At 57.0% G+C, this 23,301-nt stretch carries 19 protein-coding genes; all 19 read right to left on the reverse strand.

Annotation, left to right across the window (positions count from 1 at the left end):
- Window positions 1–1,327 (reverse strand): InlB B-repeat-containing protein (locus SMC7_RS03985; RefSeq protein ID WP_133298280.1); only part of this gene is annotated, 1,327 nt, incomplete at its 3' end.
- 2 nt (window positions 1,328–1,329) lie between these two features.
- Window positions 1,330–2,217, reverse strand: coding sequence for a stalk domain-containing protein (locus SMC7_RS03990; RefSeq protein WP_119089066.1), 888 nt, complete (start codon window positions 2,215–2,217; stop codon window positions 1,330–1,332).
- Window positions 2,218–2,875: 658 nt separating this feature from the next.
- Window positions 2,876–4,072 (reverse strand): WG repeat-containing protein, encoded by a 1,197-nt coding sequence (locus SMC7_RS03995; RefSeq protein WP_119089067.1) that lies wholly within the window; start codon window positions 4,070–4,072, stop codon window positions 2,876–2,878.
- A gap of 249 nt (window positions 4,073–4,321) precedes the next feature.
- Window positions 4,322–6,346, reverse strand: coding sequence for a RelA/SpoT family protein (locus SMC7_RS04000; protein WP_119089068.1), 2,025 nt, complete (start codon window positions 6,344–6,346; stop codon window positions 4,322–4,324).
- Window positions 6,343–6,855: an adenine phosphoribosyltransferase gene (locus SMC7_RS04005; RefSeq protein ID WP_119089069.1), complete on the reverse strand. Its 513-nt coding sequence runs from the start codon at window positions 6,853–6,855 to the stop codon at window positions 6,343–6,345. Before SMC7_RS04005 ends, SMC7_RS04000 begins: the two co-directional genes overlap by 4 nt.
- A 49-nt stretch (window positions 6,856–6,904) precedes the next feature.
- Complete coding sequence (secF, locus tag SMC7_RS04010) at window positions 6,905–7,831, reverse strand: protein translocase subunit SecF (protein ID WP_119089070.1); 927 nt, start codon at window positions 7,829–7,831, stop codon at window positions 6,905–6,907.
- An 11-nt stretch (window positions 7,832–7,842) separates the two neighbouring features.
- Complete coding sequence (gene secD / locus SMC7_RS04015) at window positions 7,843–9,081, reverse strand: protein translocase subunit SecD (RefSeq protein WP_119089071.1); 1,239 nt, start codon at window positions 9,079–9,081, stop codon at window positions 7,843–7,845.
- An 85-nt stretch (window positions 9,082–9,166) separates the two neighbouring features.
- Window positions 9,167–10,291, reverse strand: coding sequence for a tRNA guanosine(34) transglycosylase Tgt (gene tgt, locus SMC7_RS04020; RefSeq protein ID WP_119089072.1), 1,125 nt, complete (start codon window positions 10,289–10,291; stop codon window positions 9,167–9,169).
- Between the two features lie 9 nt (window positions 10,292–10,300).
- Window positions 10,301–11,323 (reverse strand): tRNA preQ1(34) S-adenosylmethionine ribosyltransferase-isomerase QueA, encoded by a 1,023-nt coding sequence (gene queA, locus SMC7_RS04025; protein ID WP_119089073.1) that lies wholly within the window; start codon window positions 11,321–11,323, stop codon window positions 10,301–10,303.
- Between the two features lie 160 nt (window positions 11,324–11,483).
- A complete protein-coding gene (gene hflX, locus SMC7_RS04030; RefSeq protein WP_119089074.1) occupies window positions 11,484–12,731 on the reverse strand; it encodes a GTPase HflX in 1,248 nt (415 codons plus the stop codon).
- Window positions 12,728–13,474 (reverse strand): PHP domain-containing protein, encoded by a 747-nt coding sequence (locus SMC7_RS04035; protein WP_119089075.1) that lies wholly within the window; start codon window positions 13,472–13,474, stop codon window positions 12,728–12,730. The genes hflX and SMC7_RS04035 overlap by 4 nt, the downstream gene beginning before the upstream one ends.
- Window positions 13,471–13,827: a phage holin family protein gene (locus SMC7_RS04040; protein WP_119089076.1), complete on the reverse strand. Its 357-nt coding sequence runs from the start codon at window positions 13,825–13,827 to the stop codon at window positions 13,471–13,473. The genes SMC7_RS04035 and SMC7_RS04040 overlap by 4 nt, the downstream gene beginning before the upstream one ends.
- A gap of 17 nt (window positions 13,828–13,844) precedes the next feature.
- Window positions 13,845–15,539 carry an excinuclease ABC subunit UvrC gene (uvrC, locus tag SMC7_RS04045; protein WP_126850720.1) on the reverse strand — a complete coding sequence of 565 codons (1,695 nt, stop codon included), beginning with the start codon at window positions 15,537–15,539 and terminating at the stop codon, window positions 13,845–13,847.
- Window positions 15,508–17,058, reverse strand: coding sequence for a ribonuclease Y (rny, locus tag SMC7_RS04050; RefSeq protein ID WP_119089078.1), 1,551 nt, complete (start codon window positions 17,056–17,058; stop codon window positions 15,508–15,510). Before rny ends, uvrC begins: the two co-directional genes overlap by 32 nt.
- A gap of 76 nt (window positions 17,059–17,134) precedes the next feature.
- Complete coding sequence (recA, locus tag SMC7_RS04055; RefSeq protein WP_165845128.1) at window positions 17,135–18,199, reverse strand: recombinase RecA; 1,065 nt, start codon at window positions 18,197–18,199, stop codon at window positions 17,135–17,137.
- A 51-nt stretch (window positions 18,200–18,250) separates the two neighbouring features.
- Window positions 18,251–18,808 carry an RNA 2',3'-cyclic phosphodiesterase gene (thpR, locus tag SMC7_RS04060; RefSeq protein ID WP_119089079.1) on the reverse strand — a complete coding sequence of 186 codons (558 nt, stop codon included), beginning with the start codon at window positions 18,806–18,808 and terminating at the stop codon, window positions 18,251–18,253.
- Window positions 18,805–20,136, reverse strand: a complete 1,332-nt coding sequence (gene rimO, locus SMC7_RS04065; RefSeq protein ID WP_165845129.1) for a 30S ribosomal protein S12 methylthiotransferase RimO — start codon at window positions 20,134–20,136, stop codon at window positions 18,805–18,807. Before rimO ends, thpR begins: the two co-directional genes overlap by 4 nt.
- A gap of 13 nt (window positions 20,137–20,149) precedes the next feature.
- Window positions 20,150–20,914, reverse strand: coding sequence for a helix-turn-helix domain-containing protein (locus SMC7_RS04070; protein ID WP_119089081.1), 765 nt, complete (start codon window positions 20,912–20,914; stop codon window positions 20,150–20,152).
- A gap of 8 nt (window positions 20,915–20,922) precedes the next feature.
- Window positions 20,923–23,289, reverse strand: a complete 2,367-nt coding sequence (gene lon, locus SMC7_RS04075) for an endopeptidase La (RefSeq protein ID WP_119089082.1) — start codon at window positions 23,287–23,289, stop codon at window positions 20,923–20,925.
- Between the last annotated feature and the right edge of the window lie 12 nt (window positions 23,290–23,301).

Here is a 23,301-nt window from a genome sequence, read left to right on the forward strand (position 1 = left end):
CATCGGCGATGTGGTAGCCGGCATTCGGAGTAATGGTGAATGTCGTGCTCCCACCTTGAGCAACGGTCTGCACGGTGTTCGGGGTGATGGTGCCCCCAGTCCCGGCAGAGGGCGTCAGCGTGTACGTCGGGATTGCAGTGAAGGTCGCCGTGACGGTCTTATCTGCATCCATGGTGATAGTTATCGGGTTCGTAGTGCCCGTGAGGTCCCCGGACCAGCCGGTGAAGGTGTAACCAACAGCAGGGGTGGCCGTGAGGGTGACGGATGCGTTGAAAGTGTAGGTCGCTTGGTCAGGGCTCTTTGTGACCGTGCCATACACGGGAGGGGTCACTGTCAGGGTGTAGGCATCCGGGGCAAAGGAGGCATGGATGGTGTGGCTGGCCTGGACCTTCGTGAAGGTGTAGAGCGTGACAGCCCCTGCGGGGACACCGTCGATGACGACGTCCTGGATGTGGTGCCCCGCAGCAGGGACGACGACATACACCTGGTCCTTTCCACCATCTACAGTTGTCGCGCCTACAGGTGATATCGTGCCCCCTTCACCTGCCGAGGCTGCTACGGTGTACTGCCCTTGTCCTGCAACGGCGATCTCGGCTGACTCTGCCTGCAGAACCTCCTTTGTGGAGAAGTCCTGGATCCATGCCGCAATGCCAAAATCTCCTGGATTGGAGCCATTCGGCAACACACAAGGATAGCTGAACTGTCGTGTCTGAAACCCGGCCAGACCGACCTGCTCGCCCACCTCGCCGAAGAGGTAATCCCGGACAACAAAGCGGTGAGTCTTCACCCCGTTGCCACCTTCATAGGCCACGACCTTCTCGAAGAGAGCAACGATGAGATGCAGATTCCCGTAGACCTTACTCGTCAGTGACTTGACTTCTATGGTTGCAGCGCCCTGAGATGTAGTGTCCTGCACCTGAGCAGAGATACTTACTTGGAACAATGCCACAACGCTGTTCATGTCCCTTATTTTTTGTACGAAGGCCGAGTAGTCAGCAAGATAGGCGTATGTGCCGTTGACGTAGAGCGTAGGCACTCCAGTCACACCATAGAAATTGGCTCGGGCATTCGTTTCTTCAGTGTCTAGTCCGTCCCGCCCTGCCTGGTTTCTCAGCAATATGACCTGCTGCGGACCCAGTTCGTCGTAGGCCCTGTCTGCGTTCGGCCCATACGTCGCGCAGAATCCACACCACGTCGCGGTGAAGAGCTCCATGAGTGTCTTTCTCGCCACCGTCCCAGCGGACGTCGTATCGACTGCAATCACCGGACTTGCAGCAGAAACAACCAGCATGCATACGATGAGGATTGCCAGGATTCTCTTAACCATCGCTAATCCCCACTTGATGTGACATGCACGTTGAGGCTATCATCGTCAAACTCCCTTGAACTGACAAGCAGCGAGGCGTCGCCTTCGCCGGTTCCTCGTGTGCGAACCGATAGTTCGATGATCTTCTGTTCGTGGCCATGTAGCGTGATTTCCGTGCTCTTGAAACAGCAGATATCCCCATAGCAGAATTCGGCCGTCCAGTTTTGTGGCAACTGCGCCGCGAGCAGGGTGGCCTGGACGATGATGTCCGTGGCCAGCGGATTGCGCACATAGATTCTACAAACGGCCACGTCATCTCGCCTGACAGCCAATGCGATAGTCTTGTCGCTGTTCTGAATGAGGTTCTGCTCAAAGGTCAGGTTGATCTCTCTTCTGGTCTGGTTCCATGTTACCGTGACACCAAGGCTCTCGGCGACAAACCGCAGCGGAACCATCGTTCTCCCATTGGCGACTTCGGGAACAACCCGAGGACTTACCGGGTCGATTGGCTTGGAGACACCGTTCACGCTGGCCGTGTTCCTTCCGATCCAGAGCTCGATAGTGATGTCAGCGACTGTTATGGAGACTCTCTTGTCTGCGTCATACCAAGAAACCTCTCCCCCCAGTACTTCGACAATGGCTCCCACGGGGACAAGGGTCCTGCTGTCTCTGATAATTGGTCTTGCGTCTCTGCCGGGGTCGATTTTCTGTCGTACACCGTCCACGGTCATCGTTGGGCTATCAATCCACAGTAGAACCGTCATGATGTGCGGTCCAGCCGGTGCCTGAGCAGTCTCACTGAATGCTCCATGAGACGGTTGCCCTGCACTTTGTGCCGTGCAGTCTGCAACGACCGATAGTACTTGCATCAGCGCCAAGAACATCGCACAGATCCTCACGGAAGTCTTCATCGGGGCACCTCCTCCCGAAAACACTCTACCTGTGCACAAGACTCGAGTCAATATTCAGCAACCGCCTCCGGGGATCGCGATAATACAACACGCTCCCCACAAGTGTCATGCGTTGCATAGTGCAGGTCATAATGTGTGGTCACCCACGCGATTGTACGCGGGAAAGCGGTAGCCCCGCCAAAAGCGTTCTCGGAGCCGTACTGTCAACAACCTTCCCTCTGTGGCAGTTCCGAAGCAGCACAAGGCACTGGGAAAGTCACAGAACCACAGCATCAGCATCTCTGACAGAGCTGACGAGCATTTCTGGCTCTCTACCGAGTCTCGGGCGCTCTGACGTCGAGGAACAGGCCATCGGTGCCGACCGCGATGCAAGCTAGCACAGATAGTCCACATAGGTTTAGGGGCACATCTCGGCCTGGCGACGGCCCGCACGAGGGGTCTGGAGAGGAATGCGGGCGGGACAGAAGCCGAGGCAGGGCGAATCCATACCCCCCCCCCAGACAATTGTTTCGCCCTGCCGAGTCCGCATTAGCTTTCAGGATTTTCTGCAAAATGGGTCCTGACTCTTTCAAACGAACGCCACGACCTGACCACATTCGCCTTCTATAGGCCCACCAATAGTGACTGTTCGCGAAGCAGGGATCCTCCCCTCGTTCTGTCAATCTTCCCAGTACTGTGTGCCCGTGGTGTCGATGTAGCCGCATTTGCCGTTGAGTCTGGCAGGTGCAAGACCCTCGCTGAAGTCATCGGCTCTATCATAGACGGCCAGTATCGCGATGTTCCCTTTGGCGTCGATGAAACCGTATCTCTCGTTGAGTTTGACAAGCGCCAGCCCCTCGGCGAAAGCATGTGCCCAATCGTAGACCGCCGGGATTGCCATGTTCCCTTTAGTGTCGACGAAACCCCATTTGTCGTTGCGTCGGACGACACGTGCAAGACCCTCGGCGAAAGAATCTGCGCCATGGTAGACGGCCGGTATCGCTATGTTCCCTTTGGTGTCGATGTAACCGTACTCACCGTTCAGTTCGACACGTGCAAGACCCTCGGCGAAAGAATCTGCGCCATCATAGACCGCCGGGATTGCCATATTCCCTTTGGTGTCAATGAAGCCCCATTCGTCGTTGAGTCCTATGACCCGTGCAAGGCCCTCGGCGAAAGAATCTGCCCCATCGTAGACGGCCGGGATTGCCATGTTCCCTTTGGCGTCGACGAAACCCCATTTGCCGTTGAGATTGACGCGCGCAAGATCCTCGCAGAAGTCATCTGCGTTATCGTAGATGGCCGGTATTATCATGTTCCCTTTGGTGTCAACGAAGCCCCATTTGCCGTTGAGATTGACGCGCGCAAGACCATCCCTGAAGGGAAGTGCACCATCGTACACAGCGGGTATTGTCATGTTCCCTCTGGCGTCGACGAAGCCCCATTTGTCGTTGAGTCCCATGACGCGTGCAAGACCCTCGGCGAAAGAATCTGCGCCATCATAGACCGCCGGGATTGCCATGTTCCCTTTGGTGTCGATGTACCCGTATTCACCGTTGAGTTTGACGCGCGCAAGACCCTCGCAGAAGTCATCTGCGTTGTCGTAGACAGCGGGTATTGTCATGTTCCCTCTAGCGTCGACGAAGCCAACTTTGCCGTCCAGGTGGACGCGCGCAAGACCGTTGCTGAAGGGGTCTACGCTATGGTAGAGTGCCGGTACTTCCATCTTCCTGTCTCGGTCGCAGAATCCCCATTTGTCCCTCTGTCGGTAGGGGATGAGGGCTGCAACCTTCTTCGCGCTTGCCAGCTTCGTCCCACACCCCGGACAGAAGGTAGAGCCGTCGGGAATTGTCTTTCCACAACTTGGACACAACACCGAGTACCTCCTTGTCAGACCACGTCATTCATCGTTCTTTCTAATGGTCGTCACCGACGGTCTGACTGTTACTACATAGTAGACAGAATCTACTTCCTTGGGAATTCACATATCTGCAAGGGCGACAGCCGGGTCCACCCTGGCGCGCTACACTACCCCTATATCGTGACGCATTCCCTCCATCCACTGCAGTCCCGAGTACAACCGGAGAAAACCGTCTCAACGTAAGGCTCGACGGACGACCAGCTCCTACCGCTGCTTGACGGAGATCACAGACGTAAGCTCCCTGAGCGCTTCCATCGTCTGTCGATAGGTGGCTTCGTCAGCGAATTCTGCGACGATCTTGATCTGTGTGCGCGGCGCCTCGCCTTTCTTCCTGAACATGGAGAGACGCTCGGCATTCTTCATGTACTTGATGTTGATGTCTCTTTTGGCGAACTCCTCAGACACCTGGTAGAGCACGCCGGGGACATTCAAGGTCTCGATGACAATAGTCCGTTCACGCGCTTTCCGAGGGATCATCTCCCAGTGAGCGTCGACAAGACGCTCCGGCTCCATGGCTAGCGATGGAATATTGGCGCAATCGACCCTGTGGATCGTGACACCTCTACCACGCGTCACATAACCGAGAATCTCATCAGGATATGTAGGACTGCAACACGTGGCAATGACAATCGGGAGTGTCGCATCACCTCGAACGACGATGCGGAATCCACTGTCTGCCACAGCCCGCCGGTCCGACAGCGACGGACGCGTCACGACCGTCCGCGGGCGCTCCTCCACATTGGGCCTCTCAGGGGTTGAATGCTCCAGTTCCTTCTTCCGCAGATATGCCCGGATATGCCCCTTTGTCGAGGCTGCCTTGACAAACTTCAGCCAGTCTGACTTCGGCCCTCCGGAATTCCGCGAGGTAATGACCTGCACGCGGTCTCCAGTCACCAGCTCCGTATCAATCGGCACGATACGATCGTTGACCTTGGCTCCAACCAAGTTGTTACCTATGTCCGTATGGATGTGATACGCAAAATCCACGGGAGTGGAGCCAATCGGCAGATTGATGACGTCCCCTTTCGGTGTGAATACGAGGACCTCGTCCGTAAACACGTCGACCTTGACTCGGTCCACGAACTCTCCACTACTGGGGACATCTTTCTGCCAGTCTACCATCTGGCGCAGCCAGGCGAACCGCTCCGAATCGACCAGATCGGCCGCCTTACCTTCCTTGTACTTCCAGTGGGCAGCCACGCCCATCTCATCGACTTCGTGCATTCGCTTGGTCCGGATCTGAATCTCCAGCGGTTCTCCGTTGGAGCCCATCACGGTCGTGTGCAGCGATTGGTAGCCATTCGGCTTCGGAAGAGCGATGTAGTCCTTCACCCGCCCGGGAACGACAGTGAATGCCTCGTGCACATACCCCAGAACGAGGTAGCACTCAGGGATCGTGTTGACAAGAATCCGGACCGCGGTGAGATCGTAGATCTCGTCGAATGTCTTGCCCTGCTGAACCATCTTGCGGTAGATACTATATAGATTTTTTGGCCGGCCCGAGACCTGAGCCCGGATATCCTTTTCTTCCAGGAAATGGTCGATCTGGTCGATCGTTTCCTTTACGAACGCTTCCCGTTCAGCCCGCTTGGCAGCCACAAGTCCAGCCAGTCTCCGGTACTCATCGGGGTTCAGGTAGCGGAATGCGAGGTCCTCCATCTCCCACTTGAGCTCGTATATCCCAAGTCGATGGGCGAGAGGAACGTAGATCTCCATGGTCTCCTGGGCAATACGCTGTTGCTTGTCCTCGCTCAGGTACTGCAGCGTCCGCATGTTGTGCAGTCGGTCGGCAAGCTTGATCAGGACCACCCGCAGGTCTGCAGCCATGGCGAGGAGAATCTTGCGGACGTTCTCGAGGTTGGTCTCCTCGCGGGAAAGGTAGTTCAGGCCGCGCAGCTTCGTCACTCCCTCGACAAGTGATGCCACCTTAGCCCCGAAACTCTCTTCAAGCTCCTTCGCCGTCGTCTTAGTGTCCTCCAGGACATCATGCAGCAGACAGGCGGCGTAGGTCTCAGCATCCAGACGATAATTGGCCAGCACAAGAGCCGCTTTGACCGGGTGGAGCATATACGGAGCGCCAGAAGCACGTTTCTGATCCCCGTGCCTCTGGCGCGCAAACACGAACGCTCGCTCAACGAGGCCGATCTCCTCTGGGGAGAGCCAGCCTCGAAGCGTCGCTATGAGAGTCTCAAACTCCTTATCAACGTCAAACTCAGCGTCAAGCTTCAAAGGTCAAGCAGCGAGACAACCCTTCCACCACTCAGCTTGCTGGCTCCGGCGAGGTCCTTCAGAGTCACCAAGAACGCATACGCGACGATGTCGCCGCCCAATGACTGGACGAGGTCGGCAGTAGCGCTGATAGTGCCACCCGTCGCCAGCAGGTCGTCGACGATGAGCACGCGTTCCCCAGGCTTGATGGCGTCTTCATGCATCTCAAGGATCGATACACCATACTCGAGCTCATATTCCTTGCGAACCGATTTGTAGGGAAGCTTTCCTGGCTTGCGAGCCGGCACAAAACCGACATGCAGGGCGTAGGCCAGTGCAGCACCGATGATGAAACCCCTCGCTTCCACCCCGACTATCTTGTCAATGCGGTCCGTTCTGAACTGCTTCGCCAGCTCGTCGACCGCAAATGCGAACGCGTCGGCATCGCCCATGAGTGGCGTCAGGTCCCTAAACATAATCCCCTTCTGAGGAAAATCCGGTATGTCGCGTATGAAGTCTCTCAGATTCATGTTGCCTCCCTGCATTGTCCCTTGTCGACTGAGAGCCCTGGAAGAAGCATTATGCCTTCTGCAGAGCAGCAGCCTTCTCTCTGCCCTGCACCCACAGCACCAGCAGAGGTGTAGAAATGTAGATAGAGGAGTAGGTTCCAGAGATGATGCCCACCAACAGCGTTGTCGAGAAGTCACGAATTGGAGCTCCGCCCATTATGAACAGAACCAGCACGGCGAGAAACGTCGTAAAGGACGTGTTGAACGACCGCATCCATGTCTCTGTGACCGCAGCATTCGCCAGTTTATCAAAAGGCTCTTTCGCCCGATAGCGTAATTTCTCGCGGATGCGGTCCATGACCACCACACCATCCTGCACCGAGTAGGTAATGATCGCAAGAAAGGCGCCAACAAAGGGTGCGTTGAGAGGAACCCGGAAAACGGCCAGGATGCCGAGGGCAACGAAGATATCGTGCACCATGCCCAGGATCGTTGCAAGACCGAATGAAAATTTGAAACGAATCGTAATATAGAGCAACGTAAACAGCAGCGAAAGGCCCAATGCCAAGCTCGATCGACGTAGGAGGTCGCGTCCAATGACGGGTGCGATGGAGGTGATTTCATAGGTTCCCACATCAACGGCACCATACTTCGCCACAATGTCGCTGATGATCTTCCCGCTGACGGCCGGGTCGATTTCACTTGCCTCCACCTTCATCGTAATGCCCTTTTCTCCGGCCCGCTGGACTGTAACGTTGCTATAGCCGTTGGCTGAAAGTATGCTGCTGACAACTGCTTCATCAGGAGCTTTCTCAAAGGAGGCGTTAATGAGTGTTCCGCCTATGAAGTCAATGCCAAACTTGAGCGGCGACCCGAAGCTGATCGTATTGACAACCATGGCCGCAATACCAATCACAATGATGATAGACGACATAGTGAACCACGTACGTGTTTTACCAATGATGTCCCACTTCAGGATTCTCTCTCTGAATGTCATGGCTGCACCGCCTAACCGAGGAATTTCCTGCTGTTCCTGGCAATGGCAGGAGTAAGCAGGAGGTCGACCAGCGTATGGCTGGCAAACACGGCCGTGAACATGCTGGCGAGAACGCCGAGAGCAAGCGTCACGGAAAATCCGCGCACGGTCCCACTACCGAAGTAGAACAGGAACGCGGTGCCTACAAGCACGGTCAGGTTGGAGTCAAACACGGCACGGAATGCTCGGGAGAAGCCAGCTCCAATTGCGCTCTTGACGGTCTTCTTCATCCCAAGTTCTTCACGAATGCGCTCGAAGATGATACAGTTGGCATCCACTGCCATACCGATGGACAGGATCGCACCACCGATGGCGGGCAGCGAGAGTGTTGCATGCAGGACGAGATACGCAGCCATGAGAATGTCGGCATAGATGATAAGAGCAATGCCCGAGACGAGACCCAGATATCGGTACATGACAAACATCCAGATGACGACGAGAAGAAAGGCAATCACTGCCGCCAATGCGCTGCGGCGGACAAAAGTACTGCCGAGTGAAGGTCCAACTACTTCTTCGGAGAGCGTAACCAGCTTGACAGGAAGCGATCCACTCTTGAGCAGGAGCACATCTTTGCTGACCTCCGCCGTCGTGAACCCTCCGCTGATGACGCCCTTGCCGTCCGTGATCGCGCTATCGACCGTCGGGCTCATCAGAACTTGGCTGTCCAGATAGATCGTAATCTTCTTCCCGACGTTCGCCTGAGTTGCGGCAGCGAACGCAGTAGTGCCTGCTGCGTCCAGCTCAAACGAGATCTCGGGTTCTCCTAGACTCCCCTGTACTTGGCTGAGGGCAGCCTGAACGGACTTGAGATTCGAACCGTTCACGACAACCTTGCCATCCTCCGTCTTGAACTCGAGAAGTGCAGTCTTGCCGATAATTCCTTTGGCGGCCTCTGGATCCGTCCAGCCCGGGAGTTCGACCATGATACGCTTGGAGTTCACACCTTCGCGTACGACAGTAGCTTCACTGACACCCAGAGCATTGACACGCTTGTCAATGACTACAACAGCCGCATCGATAGCATCGTTCGTGGCCTTGGCGCTCTCCGTGTCCTGCGCTTCGAGAACAATACGCACGCCACCTCTGAGATCAAGCCCGAGCTTAGGGATCAGCTTTGTGTTCTTGGCAATCAGCCCCTCATAATTAATCACACCAGCGGCGATTGCCACGACAATCACAAGAATAAGGCTTGCTGTTACTTTCGACCGCATTATGATTCCTCCTGGTTTCGACAACACATCAAATGTACATCAAATGAGACTCAGTGTCAATGCGGCAATGGGCGCTGCGGGACGCTCACCATACCCTGTCGGACGATGCAGTGTACCGCTCGATGAACGCGCGTTTGTACTCGGCAAAGGTGCCGGCCGCAATCGCATTTCGGATTTCGCCAATCATCGTCTGAAGGAACTGGAGGTTGTGAATGGTCGCGAGCGTTCCCGCGAGCATCTCGTTCGCCTTGAACAAATGCCGCAGATATGCGCGGGTGTAGTTGCGACACATGTAGCACGAACAGTCTTCGTCGATAGGGCGGAAGTCTCGTTGGTAGATCTTCTTGGAGATCTTGACCACGCCCTCCCGGGTGAAGACCATCTGATTGCGAGCTACCCTCGTGGGCAGAACACAGTCGAACATGTCGACACCGCGGCTGATGATCTCCAGAATCCCGATCGGATCGCCCAGTCCCATGAAGTACCTTGGGCAATCGTCGGGGGCATGAAGCAAGCTATGATCCAGCATGTCCATAGTCAACTGACGCTCTTCGCCTACACTGAGACCTCCTATGGCAAATCCCTGCGGTTCCAGCTCCATGATGCGCTCAGTCGACTCCTCCCTGAGGTCGCCATAGAAGCCACCCTGCGTGATCCCAAACAGCAGTTGATGCGACTCACCCATTGCCTTCTTTGCCCGCCCGAACCAGGAGACAGTCCGCGCAAGGTCTTTCTCTGCCATGACGCGCTCTGAGAGATATTGCGTGCAGATGTCCAGAGGCATGACCACGTCAGCATCCAGGTTCTTCTCGATGGCAATCACGCGTTCTGGTGTGAACATGTGCCTCGAACCATCAATGAATGACTGGAACTCGATGCCTTCATCGCTCTTCTTGCTGATTCGGGAGAGACTCATCGCCTGGAAACCACCGCTGTCCGTGAGGATACTCCGGTCCCAGTGCATGAACCGATGGAGGCCGCCCGCTTCGCGCACGACGTCGTCTCCTGGCTGGAGATACAGGTGGTAGGTGTTCGAGAGAATGATCTCGAACCCGATCTCCGCCACCTGTTCTGGGGTAAGCCCCTTGATGGTCGCCTGTGTGCCGACAGGCATGAAAACAGGCGTTCTCACGGTGCCATGCACAGTCGTCAGGATCCCCGTGCGTTCACGTCCCGTGGAGCTCTGGCAGGTCGTTTCGAATATGGCCATGTCAGCTGCCTAGAGAATCAGCATGGCATCGCCAAAGCTGAAGAAACGGTATCGCTCACTGATCGCCTCATGATATGCTCTCCACATGAGCTCCATGCCCATATACGCCCCCACGAGCATCAGCAGGGTCGATTTCGGGAGATGAAAGTTCGTGACCAGATGGTCGAATCCGTGGAACTCATGAGGAGGATAGATGAAGATGCTGGTCTCTCCGCTGCCGGCTCTGACGGTCCCGTCGGGGTTGATGCATGACTCGAGCGTCCTGGCGACCGTCGTGCCGATGGCAGTCACGGCCGCGCGGTTTGCGCGAGCTGCGTTGACGGCCCTTGCCGTTTCCTCAGGCAGTGTGAACCGCTCAGTATGCATGTGATGATCCTCGACACGCTCGACACGCACCGGTTGGAACGTTCCCAATCCGACATCGAGCGTGACGTGCTGGATGTCAGTGCCCAGGTCCCGTATCCTTGCCAGCAACTCAGGGGTGAAATGCAGTCCGGCCGTCGGGGCGGCGACGGAGCCCGGCTCGCGCGCATAGACTGTCTGATACGCCCCAGGATCGTCAGGGAACTGCTTGATATACGGGGGAATCTGTACCCGCGCCTTCGCTCGAAACTCGTCGCTGGCATACGGATCGCGGGAGAATTCGACCGTCGCATCACCATCGTCGTTGCGCTCCAGCAGCCGCAGGCTCACGTCGGATGTAACGGTGCACGTCTCCCCAACGTGCAGGCGCTTGAGAGGGCGCACCAGCGCCATGAAGCGGGTCGGCGACTTCCGAGCCGTCAACAGCACGTCGATGGCAGCGCCGGTCGCGTCCTTATGGCAGGCAAAGCTCGCCTCATTGACGCGCGTATCATTAACGACGATCACGTCCCGAGGGTGCAAATATGAGGGCAGGTCACGAAACCCTTTGTGCTCAATCGTCCCGGCAGCCCGGTCAACAACCATGAGACGCGCAAGGTCACGCTGTTCAAGAGGCGTCTGCGCGATCAGCCCCTGCGGCAGCTCGTAGTCGAAGTCCCGTATATTCACACTTTGTCCCGCTCCTTGTCTCCACGTCGCTGTACACCGACGTCAATGCATCGGTTTCCAGTTCGGCAGAGTGTATTATATGAATGCAGCCCTCGTTGCCAATAGAGTCGGGGCTCGCAGGCATTCACATGGTGGATCCCGGAACGCTGGGTTACTGCCCTCAATCCTTTCGCAGGAAACGCTGAGGGAGGCGGGCGCCCGGGGCTGCGCTGGCTGCTTCGATGATCCAGCTCCGCGCAGTGAGTCTCTCATTCAGGACAACTGCGCCGGCATAGAGTTCAGCTCGCGCTGCCGGCTCAGTGAACGGGATGACGTATCGCCCGTGGACAACGCGGCGGAGCAGGACTTCAGCAATGTGGTCCTTGAGTCGATCGATACCCTCAAGAGTCGTGGCAGAAACCAAGAACCCTGCTCCGATATGGAGAACCTCTTCCCGCTTGGCCTGACCGACCGTATCGATCTTGTTGAAGATCAGCACCCGGGGAATGTCGGCACAGCCGATGCGTGCCAGAACTGTGTCGACGACGTGAATACGCTCATGCAGGTCTCGCACGCCAGCATCGACAATGTGCAGGAGGAGGTCCGCATCACGGGCTTCCTCGAGAGTCGAACGAAACGAATCCATCAGTGATTCCGGCAGGTCCCGGATGAAGCCGACCGTATCGATGAGGACAGTGGATTGGCGTCCGAAGTGAGCCGGTCTTGCCGCCGTGTCCAGTGTGGCAAAGAGCCTGTCCTCAGCCAGCAGCTCGGACCCCGCCAGCAGATTGATCATCGTGCTCTTGCCGGCATTCGTGTACCCTACCACAGCTATCTTCACAATCGCCGATTCCTGCCGAGTGTGCGCCTTGATGGCATACCGCGTATCGACTTCCTTCACCTCTTCACGGAGATCGTGGATCTCCGATCTCTTTGCTCTGCGGCGCTTTTGAAACAGGGTCTCGCCTGGCCCGCGCATGCCAATATAGCCTGCCTGCTGGTCATACCCTGCGTTCATTGCCCGCAGCTGCGTCAGTTCAAAGAGACGCTCGGCAATCTGGACGCGCTTCTTTGCTTCGGCCGTGTGAGCGTGAGAAGCGAATGTCTCCAGGATGAGTCTGGCTCGATCCATCACGGAGCTCTCGAGATGGTCGATCATATGGCGATACTGAGGAGGCGTAAGCTCGGAGTCGAAAATGACGAGATCGGCCCGCAGGGCCTGCAGTAGCTCATGCAGCTCTTCGACCTGCCCCTTGCCAAGCAGGAAACGCTGAGGGATCCGCTGCACAAAGGTCTTGGACTCGAGTACTTCCACTCCGAGGCCTTCGGCCAGCTGTCGCGTTTCTTCCGGGCGGTCGGGATCGACGATCTCGCCGATCCTGCGAACGCTTACAATGACGGCCGTCCGTGCGATGCCCTCGCCGCTCATGACTGCGGGACCAGGTACTGCGGGACCAGGTACTGCTGGATCAGTTCTTCCGAGTAGTTCACCGTAGAAGCCGGATCGATACCGTGTGCAACCAGAAGCCTCTCGCACTCCGATACAATGCCCACGCTGTAGGAGATATGCGAATCCGAGCTCATCAGGATTGGTGCATGGTACTTGCCGAGGAGCTCCAGGACGCGCTCGTAGTGAGCAACGTTGGCGTCCTTCCAGGTATGAAGCGCCGACTGGTTCAGCTCGACAAGCACTCCCTTTGCTGCTGCGGCAGCAATCGACTCTTCGAGGTCTACCGGATATGGAAAACGGGGGTCGCCGATATGAGCCACGACCGTTATCCTGTTTTTCTCGATAGCCTTGACGAGGGCTCCCGTGTTCTCGGAAACCGACGAGCCGCCGTACCCTGTAGCGTTGTGGAACCCGGCAATGACGATGTCGAGCTCATGCAACAACTTCTCGGGCATGTCTAGCTCGCCCCAGGGATTGATGATGTTGGCCTCGACCCCTATGAGTACCCGGATCCCGGGCAACTGGCGCAACGTGTCCTGCCTGTTGAGATTCTTAAAGTAGTCCAACTTCGGTCCGTCGGGGCGCGCAGGGCCATGGTCCGTGATGGCAAGATACTTCAAGCCACGCTCCTGTGCTGCAACAACTACTTCCTGAAGCGTGGAGAACGCATGCCCGGAGAAGACGGTATGGACGTGGAAGTCCCCAAGCATCTGTGGACTCATGCCCGCTTCCCTCCGTTGTTTCTGAGCAGGGATGAAACAATCATGCTCCCGCAGGAGACGAGCACCCACCCGATGAGCGCCGCCAGGAATCCATTCACGACAAAGCCCGGGACCAGCCACGCTGTCAGAGCCATGACCGCTGCGTCGATGACGAGCGTGAACAGTCCAAGGCTCAGAATGCTCAGTGGAAGGCTTATGGCGAGCAGGATCGGGCGAATAAGAGCGTTGACGAACCCGAAGATGAGTGCCGCCCATAGCGCCGTCCATAGCGAGGCAACGTTGAAGCCGGGGACGACCTGGCTGACCAGCAGAAAAACCGAAGCATTCAGCAACAGACGAATGATGAGATCCATAAGGTCTCCTTTCGAAATCAGCGGTGCTTCAGAGGACGCTCGTGGCGTTTGTGAAACTCCCGTTTGCCGAACCGATGAGCTTCATCCCGAATCGCCATGAGCAACAGCAAAGCGCCGGAATCATGTGAGAGCCGTACCGGTTCCGGAGTCCCTTCACGGTACAGCAGTTCTTCCTTCTTGGCGATGCCCACAACAGGCACATCCACGGCAGCATCGTCGCGCACAACACATACAGCTCCCAATTGCGAAAGCCCACCGTCGATCAGCAAGAGATTTGCAGGATCACCGAACCCAATGTCACTCCATCTTGCGAAGCGCCGCGCAAGAGCCTCTGCCAGCATTGCCGGATCGTTCGGCGTATCGAGGGAGCGTATGTTGAACAGCCTATACTGATCCTTGGCTGGTTTGCCGGCCACAAAAACGACCATGGAAACGGTAGCATCCTTTCCTGAGATATTCGATACGTCGTATCCCTCGATCCGCACCGGCAGGTGTTCCAGGTCCAGTACCGCCTTTAGAACTGACAGTTGTGCAGGGACACCACTCGCTCGCATTGAGGCAATCAGTTTCTGTTCCGCGTTTTCAGCTGCAAAGCGCAGGAGCCGCGAGGTCCCTGTCGAACGTGGCGACGCCAGCGAAATCGCGGGTCCTAGAGCCTCGCGCAGCCGCTCGCGCACAATCGTGGCTTCGGCGCCCACCGCATCGACAGCTATCCGCGCCGGAGCAGCTACACGAAACCGGTCGTAGAAATCGATGATGAGGTCTGCCCGCATGACTGCATCGAGAGCCTCCTTGCCTTTCAGGTCATAGATGAATTCTGTAGAAGCGATCAGCCGTCCCTCGCGAAGTGCTTGCCGGACAACGCCCACAAGATTCCCCTGTTGATGAAACGCGAAGACATCCATGTCTCGCGCCCGGGGCGCAAACACGGCGTACCGCTCAAACAGACCCTTCAGCGCAAGGTAGGAGTCCCGGTAGCGTACCGCCCGCTCGTACTGCTGCGACCGAGACGCCTGATCCATGCTGTTCTCGAGCTGCCTCAGCAACGCGCGCATCTTGCCGTTCAGAAACTCCGACAGGTTCTGAACCACCTGGGCATACTCATCTTGGGAACACCTGTTCCCACAGGGTGCCAGACAGAGGCCCAGATCGAAGTCGAGGCAAGGCTTGGTAGGTTTGGCCGGATCGATTCTTCGATGACACGTTCTGACTGGGAACGCATGTCTCAGGCTGTCAAGGCCAAGGTTCAGCAGTCCCGACTTCGGATATGGACCAAAGTAGCGGCTTCTGGCCATCGTCACGCGACGGGTCTTCCTGAGGACCGGAAAAACCTCTCCCGTCAACTCGATAAGAGGATACGACTTTCCGTCGATGAGCTGGATATTGTAGTGGGGCTTGTAGCACTTGATGAAGTTCGACTCGAGCACCAGGGCCTGGTCCTCGTGTCCCGCCGTAATGAAACTGAAGAAGCGGGCATTGCCCACCATCGATCTCGTTTTCGGGTTCAGGTCATTTCTAAAATATGACTCGACTCTCTTGCGGAGATTCTTCGCTTTGCCGACATAGATGATACGATCGGAAGAATCCCGTATGACGTAAACCCCCGGCATAGCCGGGAGTTTACCGAGAGAATCCTTCTCGAAAGGAAGCTTATATACAGTATCCAGGCTGTTGAGAGCGCTATTTGGCGTAGTCGGAATATCTGGTCTCACGAACAACGGTCACCTTGATCTGCCCCGGGTACGAGACTTCCAGCTCCACCTTGCGAGCAACATCCATGGCGATCTTTGCTGCCAGGGACTCATCAACTTCGTCGGGTTCCACCAGAATTCGGAGCTCGCGCCCCGCCTGTATAGCATAAGACTTCTTGATTCCTGGTATCGAGTTCGCAATAGACTCCAGTTTCTCCAGGCGCTTGATATAGCTTTCAACGCTCTCACGACGAGCACCCGGTCTCGACGCAGAGAGAGCGTCGGCAACGTGCACGATGACGTCAAGAACGGTCTCCATAGGAACGTCGGCATGATGTGCGGCGACAGCATGAACGATGTCCCCGGATTCACCAGACTTGTTCAGGATGTCCGACCCGATGAGGGCGTGTGGCCCTTCGACTTCGTAGTCGACAGCCTTGCCGATGTCGTGAAGGAACCCGGCGCGCTTTGCTGGTCCAGCAGGCAGCTTCAGTTCAGACGCGATGTTGGCTGCTATGAAAGCCGCCTCCACTGAATGCGCGAGGACGTTCTGGCCATAGCTGGTGCGGTACTTCAGACGGCCAATCAGGCGAGTGATTTCGTCGGAGAGGCCAGCAATGCCGACATGATTCGCGGCCTGTTGCCCTTCGCTGAAAACTCGCTCATCCATCTGGCGTTCTGCTTCCTCGACGAATTGCTCGATGTGCGCCGGGTGAATACGGCCGTCGACAACGAGCCGTTCCAGGGCAATCCGCGCTACTTCCCGTCGAATCGGGTTGAACGCGGACAAGGTGACGGCTTCCGGCGTATCATCGATCAGGAGGTCCACGCCGGTCAGGGTCTCGAAAGCCCTGATATTCCGGCCTTCCCGGCCAATAATACGTCCCTTCCAGTCTTCGGAGGGCAGAGGAACCACGCTGATCGTAGACTCACCCACGTAGGCAGTGGCAATTTTCTGGATAGACGAAGCAATGACCTCAGCTGCCTTGGCATCAGCCTGAAGCTGAGCATCATGCACTACCTCGCCTACCATCTTGGCGACACGAGACCTCGTGTCCTTCTCGGCTCGGTCCAGAACGATCGTCCGGGCCTCCTCGGGATTCAGTTGCGCGATGCGCTGCAACTCAGTTTCCGCAGCCACTCGCTGACCCTCGAGGGTCTCCGTCTTGCTGCGAAGCTTCTCCTGCGCTATGTCGAGATCCCTGTCTTTCTGCTCGACCTGCTCAACGCGATGGTCAAGAAAGGTCTCTTTCTGGATCAGACGATGTTCCGTCTTCTGCAACTCTGACTGGCGGGCAACGAACTTGTTCTCCAGACTGTTCTTCTTCTCTTCCAGTTCCTCTTGGAGTTTGAGTCTGTTCTTGGCATTCTCGGCCTCGATGCTCGAACGCGCTTCCTGTTCCATCTTGCGTACGAGCTCACGCGCCGACTCGACACGGTTCCTGGCGATGTATCCTTCAATGAGGAGACCTATGACAATGCCAAGAATCAGCATCCCCGCGTAGATCGCGGAGGAGATGATCCCGTTTATTCCAGGCATGTATCTACCATCCTTAGTGTGTCTGACTCCGGTCCGACCAACGCCGACCGAAGTGCCTTCAAGGAACCCTGCCGAACTAGTCTGTAGGGGCGGGATCCGCTTGAGGTGAAAGCTTGTCGCGGACCTTGCCCTTGATCTCGGCCATGATGTCTGGGTGCTCCTTGAGGTAGGCCGCAGCATTGTCGCGTCCCTGGGCAAGCCGTGTGCCGCCGTAGGCATACCACGACCCGCTCTTCTCGATGATGTCGAACTGCACGGCCAAGTCTACGACCTCGCCGAACGTCTGGATACCCTTGCCGAAAATGATGTCAAACTGCGCCACCCGATAGGGCGGTGCCATCTTGTTCTTGACAACCTTTACCTTTATCTTGTTGCCAATGACCGCGTCGCCCTCGGTGATACTCTCGACGCGACGCACTTCCAGCCTCACGGATGAGTAGAATTTCAGAGCCCGCCCACCTGGGGTGACCTCCGGATTCCCATACGTGACGCCAATCTTCTCGCGCAACTGGTTAATGAAGATAGCACACGTCTGTGACTTGCTCAGGACACCTGCAAGTTTGCGCAGAGCCTGGGACATGAGACGCGCCTGAAGTCCCACGAACTGATCGCCCATCATGCCTTCGAGTTCAACTCTCGGCACAAGCGCAGCCACAGAATCAAGGGCAAACACGTCCAAACCACCTGATTGAACAAGCATGTCGGCTATCTCCAGAGCTTGCTCGGCATAGTCAGGCTGTGAAATGATCAGCTCGTCTACGTCGACTCCGATGTTGCGGGCATACACGGGGTCAAGAGCGTGCTCAGCGTCGATGAACGCCGCCCTGCCCCCCGCCTTCTGTGCCTCGGCAATTGCCTGGAGAGCAAGAGTGGTCTTACCTCCTCCCTCCGGACCATAAATCTCGACGATCCTGCCACGCGGAAGCCCGCCGATGCCAAGCGCGGCATCAAGGGAAAGGCTCCCGGTCGAAATGGCAGGAACCGACGCCCTGTCCGGGTGATCGCCAAGCTTCATGACTGAACCCTTCCCAAACTGCTTCTCTATCTGAACCATGGCAGCTGCCAGAGCTTTGTCACGATCGGTGACTCTGTCGGCGGCCTCGTTCTTCTGCACCTTGTCGGTCATCTTTCCGTTTTCCATACAGCCTCCACGTTTGGTGTGAGCTTCATAGTTCAGTATAATTCGGTCTCCCTATTCGGCAAATGGCACAAGCCGCACCGAAGCGCGGGCAATGTACACCGGATGACCCTGTCCCATGATACTCTCGTAGAGAACAACGTCTGTGACGGGAACCACAAATGGCTCTACGGCCCCTGCCTCAATGGCCGCAACCTCGTCATCACGCGTGCCGGGTGCAAACCGGCCCAGCGTTACGTGCGGCGCGAAACGCTCCGTCCGACCGTTGGAACCCAGCCCAGACAAGGAGAGATCGATCTTCGCGGCCAGATCAGTGAGAGTCGGAGGGATGAAGCTGGGCCCGGTCCACAGAACGGTCGGATGCCCGTCCCGCCGAAAAACGCCGAACCTGTCCAGCACGACACTGGTTTCTGGCGTCGTCGCGAGCGACAGACGCCCTGCGGCGTCATCGATTTGCTCATCCGGAAGCTCCCCCAGGAACCGCAGCGTGATGTGGCAGGAGACAACGGGAACCAGTCCAAGCCTTGGAACAGTTGAAGCGAAGGTCGTCCTGTAGGGGCCTAGCCAGTCAGAGAAGCTGCTTGGCAGAGGAATGGCGACAAACGCTCTCACAGGAGGATACCGTCAAGGTCGTAGGGGCCCACCGCCGTTATCCGTGCCCTGCAGATATCGCCCGGTGCAGGGTGCATCTTGTGACCGGTTCGTACCATGAGGGCGTTGTCGACGTCGGGCGCATCGAGCAGAGTTCTACCATAGATCCCCGAGCGAGTCGCTCCATCGACAATGATTTCGACATCTCTGTTCAGATATCGAACCTCATTGATGGAAGAGGAGATTTCCTGCTGAACCTCCATGAACTCACGCAGCCGGCGGCCCTTTGTTGATCCATGCACCTGATCCGGGAACCGTGACGATACCGCCAAGGCTTCCCTCGAGTAGGCAAATGCCGACGCGTGATCCAGTCGAAGCACACGGAGATCGGCAAGCAGGCATTGGAACTGCTCTTCGGTCTCCCCAGGAAACCCAACGATAAAGGTGCTCCGGATCCCTGCATCCGGGATGATTCGTCGAACGCGGTTGACCAGACGCACTGCCGACCCGGCCACCCAAGGGCGTCCCATGGCCCTCAGAACAACTGGATCTGTATGCTGGAAGGGAATGTCGACGTAGTGGGCAATGTGACGCGAACCACCAATCACCTCAAGGAGTTCCTGAGTCACTAGAGTGGGGTAGAGGTACAACACACGCAGAATTCTGACACCCGGCAGTTGATCGAGCTCACGAAGGAGAGCTGCAAGCTGCGGACGATGTTCAGGAGTCAGGTCCATGCCATAGGCACTCGTGTTTTGCGAAACAAGGATGAGCTCGGTCGCACCGGCCTGTACCAGCTGTTCCGCCTCACGGAGAATCACTTCGGCGGAGCGACTGATGCGAGGCCCCTTGATCCGGGGTATTGTGCAGTAGGTACACCGCTGCGAGCACCCATCCGCTATCTTGAGGTAGGCATAGGAGGCGCTCCCACTCAAAAGGCGTGGCGCCTCGAACGCCCGCATGGCATCCAGATCGACAGGTCGCTCGACTCCTGGAGGTGGGACCTGCTTCAGCAGGCCCTCCCAGAACGCTTTCTGGTACATCGCGTCCACTCCCATGACGGCGTACAATCCTGGATGTCGCTTCAGGACTTGCTCCCCCCACAACTGTGGATAGCACCCTACCGCCACAATTCGTACAACGTGCCCTTCTGCCTGCAGGCGCTCCACGGCATCGAGTGTCTCGTCAGCCTCATCACGAGCCGCTCCCAGGAAGCCACACGTGTTAATGACGACAACATCAGCATCCTGAGGCTCGGCACAAACCAGAGCCGTTGGTTCTGCCGCAATGACCTGCCCAAGCATTGCCTCGCTGTCAGCCAGGTTCTTTGCACACCCGAGGCTGACCACACAGACTCGAGGCCTACGGTGTATGCGCCGGCGAACCATACTCAAGGGTCATGACCGTCTTGTCAGGAGAGGCCACTCCCTGATCAACACCATTTGCCGTCACCTGTGTATGCATGGCATTGCCAAAGTTGACGACAACATGATTCCCTGTAGCCTGCGTGCTGTCTCCCGGACTCAGGACTCCGGAAAAGACGACGCTCCCGTCCACGGTGATCTCCAGCCATGCACGTTGCGTCGTCGAGGCGAATCTTAGCGTCATCGCCCCCTGCGGCGTGGTATCTGGTATGGAAGGCGTTGCAGGAAGCGAGGGGGCCGTCGTGTCCGAAGGCACGGACGGCGTACTCGAGGGCCCAGGCTGCCCTCCTGGCACAACGGGCGTTGCCGCCCACGGCCTCGAAAGCAGAACGACGGCAGTTACCAGAGCCACTACTACGATCAGAACAGTCGAAACAAGGCTGCGCTTCTTCCTGTATGATGGAACGGCTGTCACAGAACGACCAAACTTCGCAGGTTGCGCAGCCGCCGCCTCAGAATCCACAGCCACGGTGGCAGACGAACCCACAAACGCCGCAACAATCTCGTCACCATTTAGCCCAAGATACTCAGCGTAGCTACGAGCGTATGACTTGAAGAATCCGTTCGGTTCCGGTGGACCGCCCGCTTCCAGGGATTCAAGCACGGACTTGCGCAGGAGAGTTGCCCGGGCAACATCCTCAAGCGACAATTCAAGTGACGTTCGCTTGTCCCGAAGAGTTGTACCGGCCTGTTGGCGATCCATCCTGCTCTCTACTGGCGCCGACGCTTGAAACCGCTTGCCGTGCCGGCCGGCAAGAGAGCCTTTTCAAGCACCTGCGCAATATCGTTGACAAAGGTGAACTCAAGCTTCCTGCTGATATCGGGCGAGATCTTGCTCGTGTCACGACGGTTCTCTTCGGGAAGGATCAGCTTCCTGATCCCCGCGCGGTACGCGCCGAGCACCTTTGCCTTGATGCCGCCAACAGGCAGTACCTGCCCGCGAAGTGTAATCTCACCAGTCATCGCTATGTCTGAACGCACTTTTCGGCCCGTGAGAGCCGAAACCATGGCTGTTGCCATCGTGACGCCGGCAGACGGCCCCTCCTTCGGGACCGCGCCTTCCGGAACATGCACGTGCAGATCCGTCTTCTCAATGAAATGGGGGTCCAGTCCAATCTCAACAGCATGCGTACGGATATAGCTGAGTGCAGCTTGGGCCGATTCCTTCATCACGTCGCCGAGTTGGCCCGTGAGTTGAAGATTGCCTTTGCCGTCCATGCGCGTGGACTCGACATAGACAGTGTCACCGCCGTACTGAGTCACAACAAGACCGCACGCGACTCCTACACGCGCTTCCTTGATGAGACTCGTGTACGAATAAGGAGCCAGGTCCAGGTAGGCCGCAAGGTTATCTGGGTGAACGGTGACGCCCGCAAACGACTTCTTTTCCTCGACCTTCGCTCTGGCTACCTTGCGGCATATCCTGACAAGCGAGCGCTCGAGTCCCCGTACTCCGGCTTCCCGCGTGTACTGCTGGATAATCGCCAGCACGGCACGGTCATCGATCGCAAGGTCTTCCTCCTTCAGTCCATGCTGCTGCATTGCCTTAGGAAGGAGGAAATGGCGGGCTATCTGCTGTTTCTCCTCGTCCGTGTATCCAGGCAGGGAAATGACCTCCATACGGTCGAGGAGGGCAGATGGAATCGTCTCTGACACATTCGCCGTCGTCAGGAACAGGACCTCAGAAAGGTCAAACGGGATTTCGATATAGTGGTCACTGAACTGCGTATTCTGTTCTGGATCGAGCGCCTCGAGCAGAGCAGCTGTCGGGTCGCCCCGGAAGTCCGCTCCAACCTTGTCGATCTCATCCAGAAGGAATACTGGATTCTTGGTGCCTGCCTGCTTGATCCCCTGAATGATGCGCCCAGGCATAGCTCCAACGTAGGTTCTGCGATGTCCGCGCACTTCCGCCTCGTCCCGAATGCCACCGAGGGAGACATGGACGAACTTCCTGTCGAGTGTCTCCGCAATGGATTTGCCCAACGACGTCTTGCCAACACCAGGCGGCCCGACAAAACAGAGAATCGGACCCTTGGCCTTGTCCGAAAGCTTGCGCACTGCAAGATACTCGAGTATCCGGTCCTTGATCTCTTCAAGTCCATAGTGGTCCTTGTCCAGGACCTTGCGCGCACGCTTCAGGTCGATCTTGTCGGCGGTCCTGATGTCCCATGGAAGGCCGATAAGCCAGTCCAGATATGTTCTGATGACCGAGCTTTCCGGACTCATGGCAGGTGTTTTCGCAAGTCTGGCCAGCTCTTCATCGATCTTGTCGCGGGCATAGGCAGGCATATGGATCTTCTCGAGCTTCTGCCGATACTCACCGACCTCGCCGGCCTCCTCACCCTCTTCACCGAGTTCTTTCTCGATTACTCTCACCTGCTCGCGGAGGTAGTACTCACGCTGGGACTGGTCGACCTTCGCTTTCACGTCGCTTTCGATTTTCCGCGCGAGCTCCAGCACATAGATTTCCTTGGCGAGAAGTTCAGCGATGCGATGAAGTCGTTCCTCTGCATCGAGTGTAGCAAGCAGCGCCTGCCGGTCTTCGGTCCCGAGCAGAAGGCTGCTCGCAATAAGGTCTGCGAACCTGTCCGGCTCCGTGACGCCCGAGACATTGTTCACTGTCTCCGATGGCAATTTCCTGGACAACTCGACATACTGGGAGAACTGGTCGAGAACAACGCGCATGAGAGCCTGGCGCTCCGTCGACGTCTTGTCGTCTATCGGCAGTGGCTCGATGCTAGCTACAAGCATCTCGTCGTCGTCCGAGCGCACGTTCTTGACGCGGACCCTGCGAACGCCCTCTACGAGGACTCGATCGCTTCCATCGGGCAGCTTGAGCAGCTGCAATATCTCAGCACCGACGCCAATGTCATAGAGATCGGCAAGCCCGGGGTCTTCGTTCGACTCGTCCTTTTGGCACACAAGCACAATCTTGCGGTTGGCCGCAAGCGCAGACTCGATGCTCTTCAACGACTTTGGCCTGCCCACAAAGAGGGGAAGGACATGGTATGGAAAAACCACTACGTTCCGCAGGGGAATCAGTGGCGCTTCAGATAGTTGCCAGTCACGTTCACTCATTGATGCTATTCT

This window comes from Candidatus Cryosericum terrychapinii (assembly GCF_003570925.1).
Taxonomy (GTDB): Bacteria; Caldisericota; Caldisericia; order Cryosericales; family Cryosericaceae; genus Cryosericum; species Cryosericum terrychapinii.

Coding starts and splice junctions, on each gene's coding strand:
- SMC7_RS03990 (WP_119089066.1), bottom strand. CDS start 2,217: ATGAAGACTTCCGTGAGGATCTGTGCGATGTTCTTGGCGCTGATGCAA.
- SMC7_RS04005 (WP_119089069.1), bottom strand. CDS start 6,855: ATGAATCTGAGAGACTTCATACGCGACATACCGGATTTTCCTCAGAAG.
- secF (WP_119089070.1), bottom strand. CDS start 7,831: ATGACATTCAGAGAGAGAATCCTGAAGTGGGACATCATTGGTAAAACA.
- secD (WP_119089071.1), bottom strand. CDS start 9,081: ATGCGGTCGAAAGTAACAGCAAGCCTTATTCTTGTGATTGTCGTGGCA.
- tgt (WP_119089072.1), bottom strand. CDS start 10,291: ATGGCCATATTCGAAACGACCTGCCAGAGCTCCACGGGACGTGAACGC.
- hflX (WP_119089074.1), bottom strand. CDS start 12,731: ATGAGCGGCGAGGGCATCGCACGGACGGCCGTCATTGTAAGCGTTCGC.
- SMC7_RS04035 (WP_119089075.1), bottom strand. CDS start 13,474: ATGAGTCCACAGATGCTTGGGGACTTCCACGTCCATACCGTCTTCTCC.
- SMC7_RS04040 (WP_119089076.1), bottom strand. CDS start 13,827: ATGGATCTCATCATTCGTCTGTTGCTGAATGCTTCGGTTTTTCTGCTG.
- rny (WP_119089078.1), bottom strand. CDS start 17,058: ATGCCTGGAATAAACGGGATCATCTCCTCCGCGATCTACGCGGGGATG.
- recA (WP_165845128.1), bottom strand. CDS start 18,199: ATGGAAAACGGAAAGATGACCGACAAGGTGCAGAAGAACGAGGCCGCC.
- SMC7_RS04070 (WP_119089081.1), bottom strand. CDS start 20,914: ATGGATCGCCAACAGGCCGGTACAACTCTTCGGGACAAGCGAACGTCA.
- lon (WP_119089082.1), bottom strand. CDS start 23,289: ATGAGTGAACGTGACTGGCAACTATCTGAAGCGCCACTGATTCCCCTG.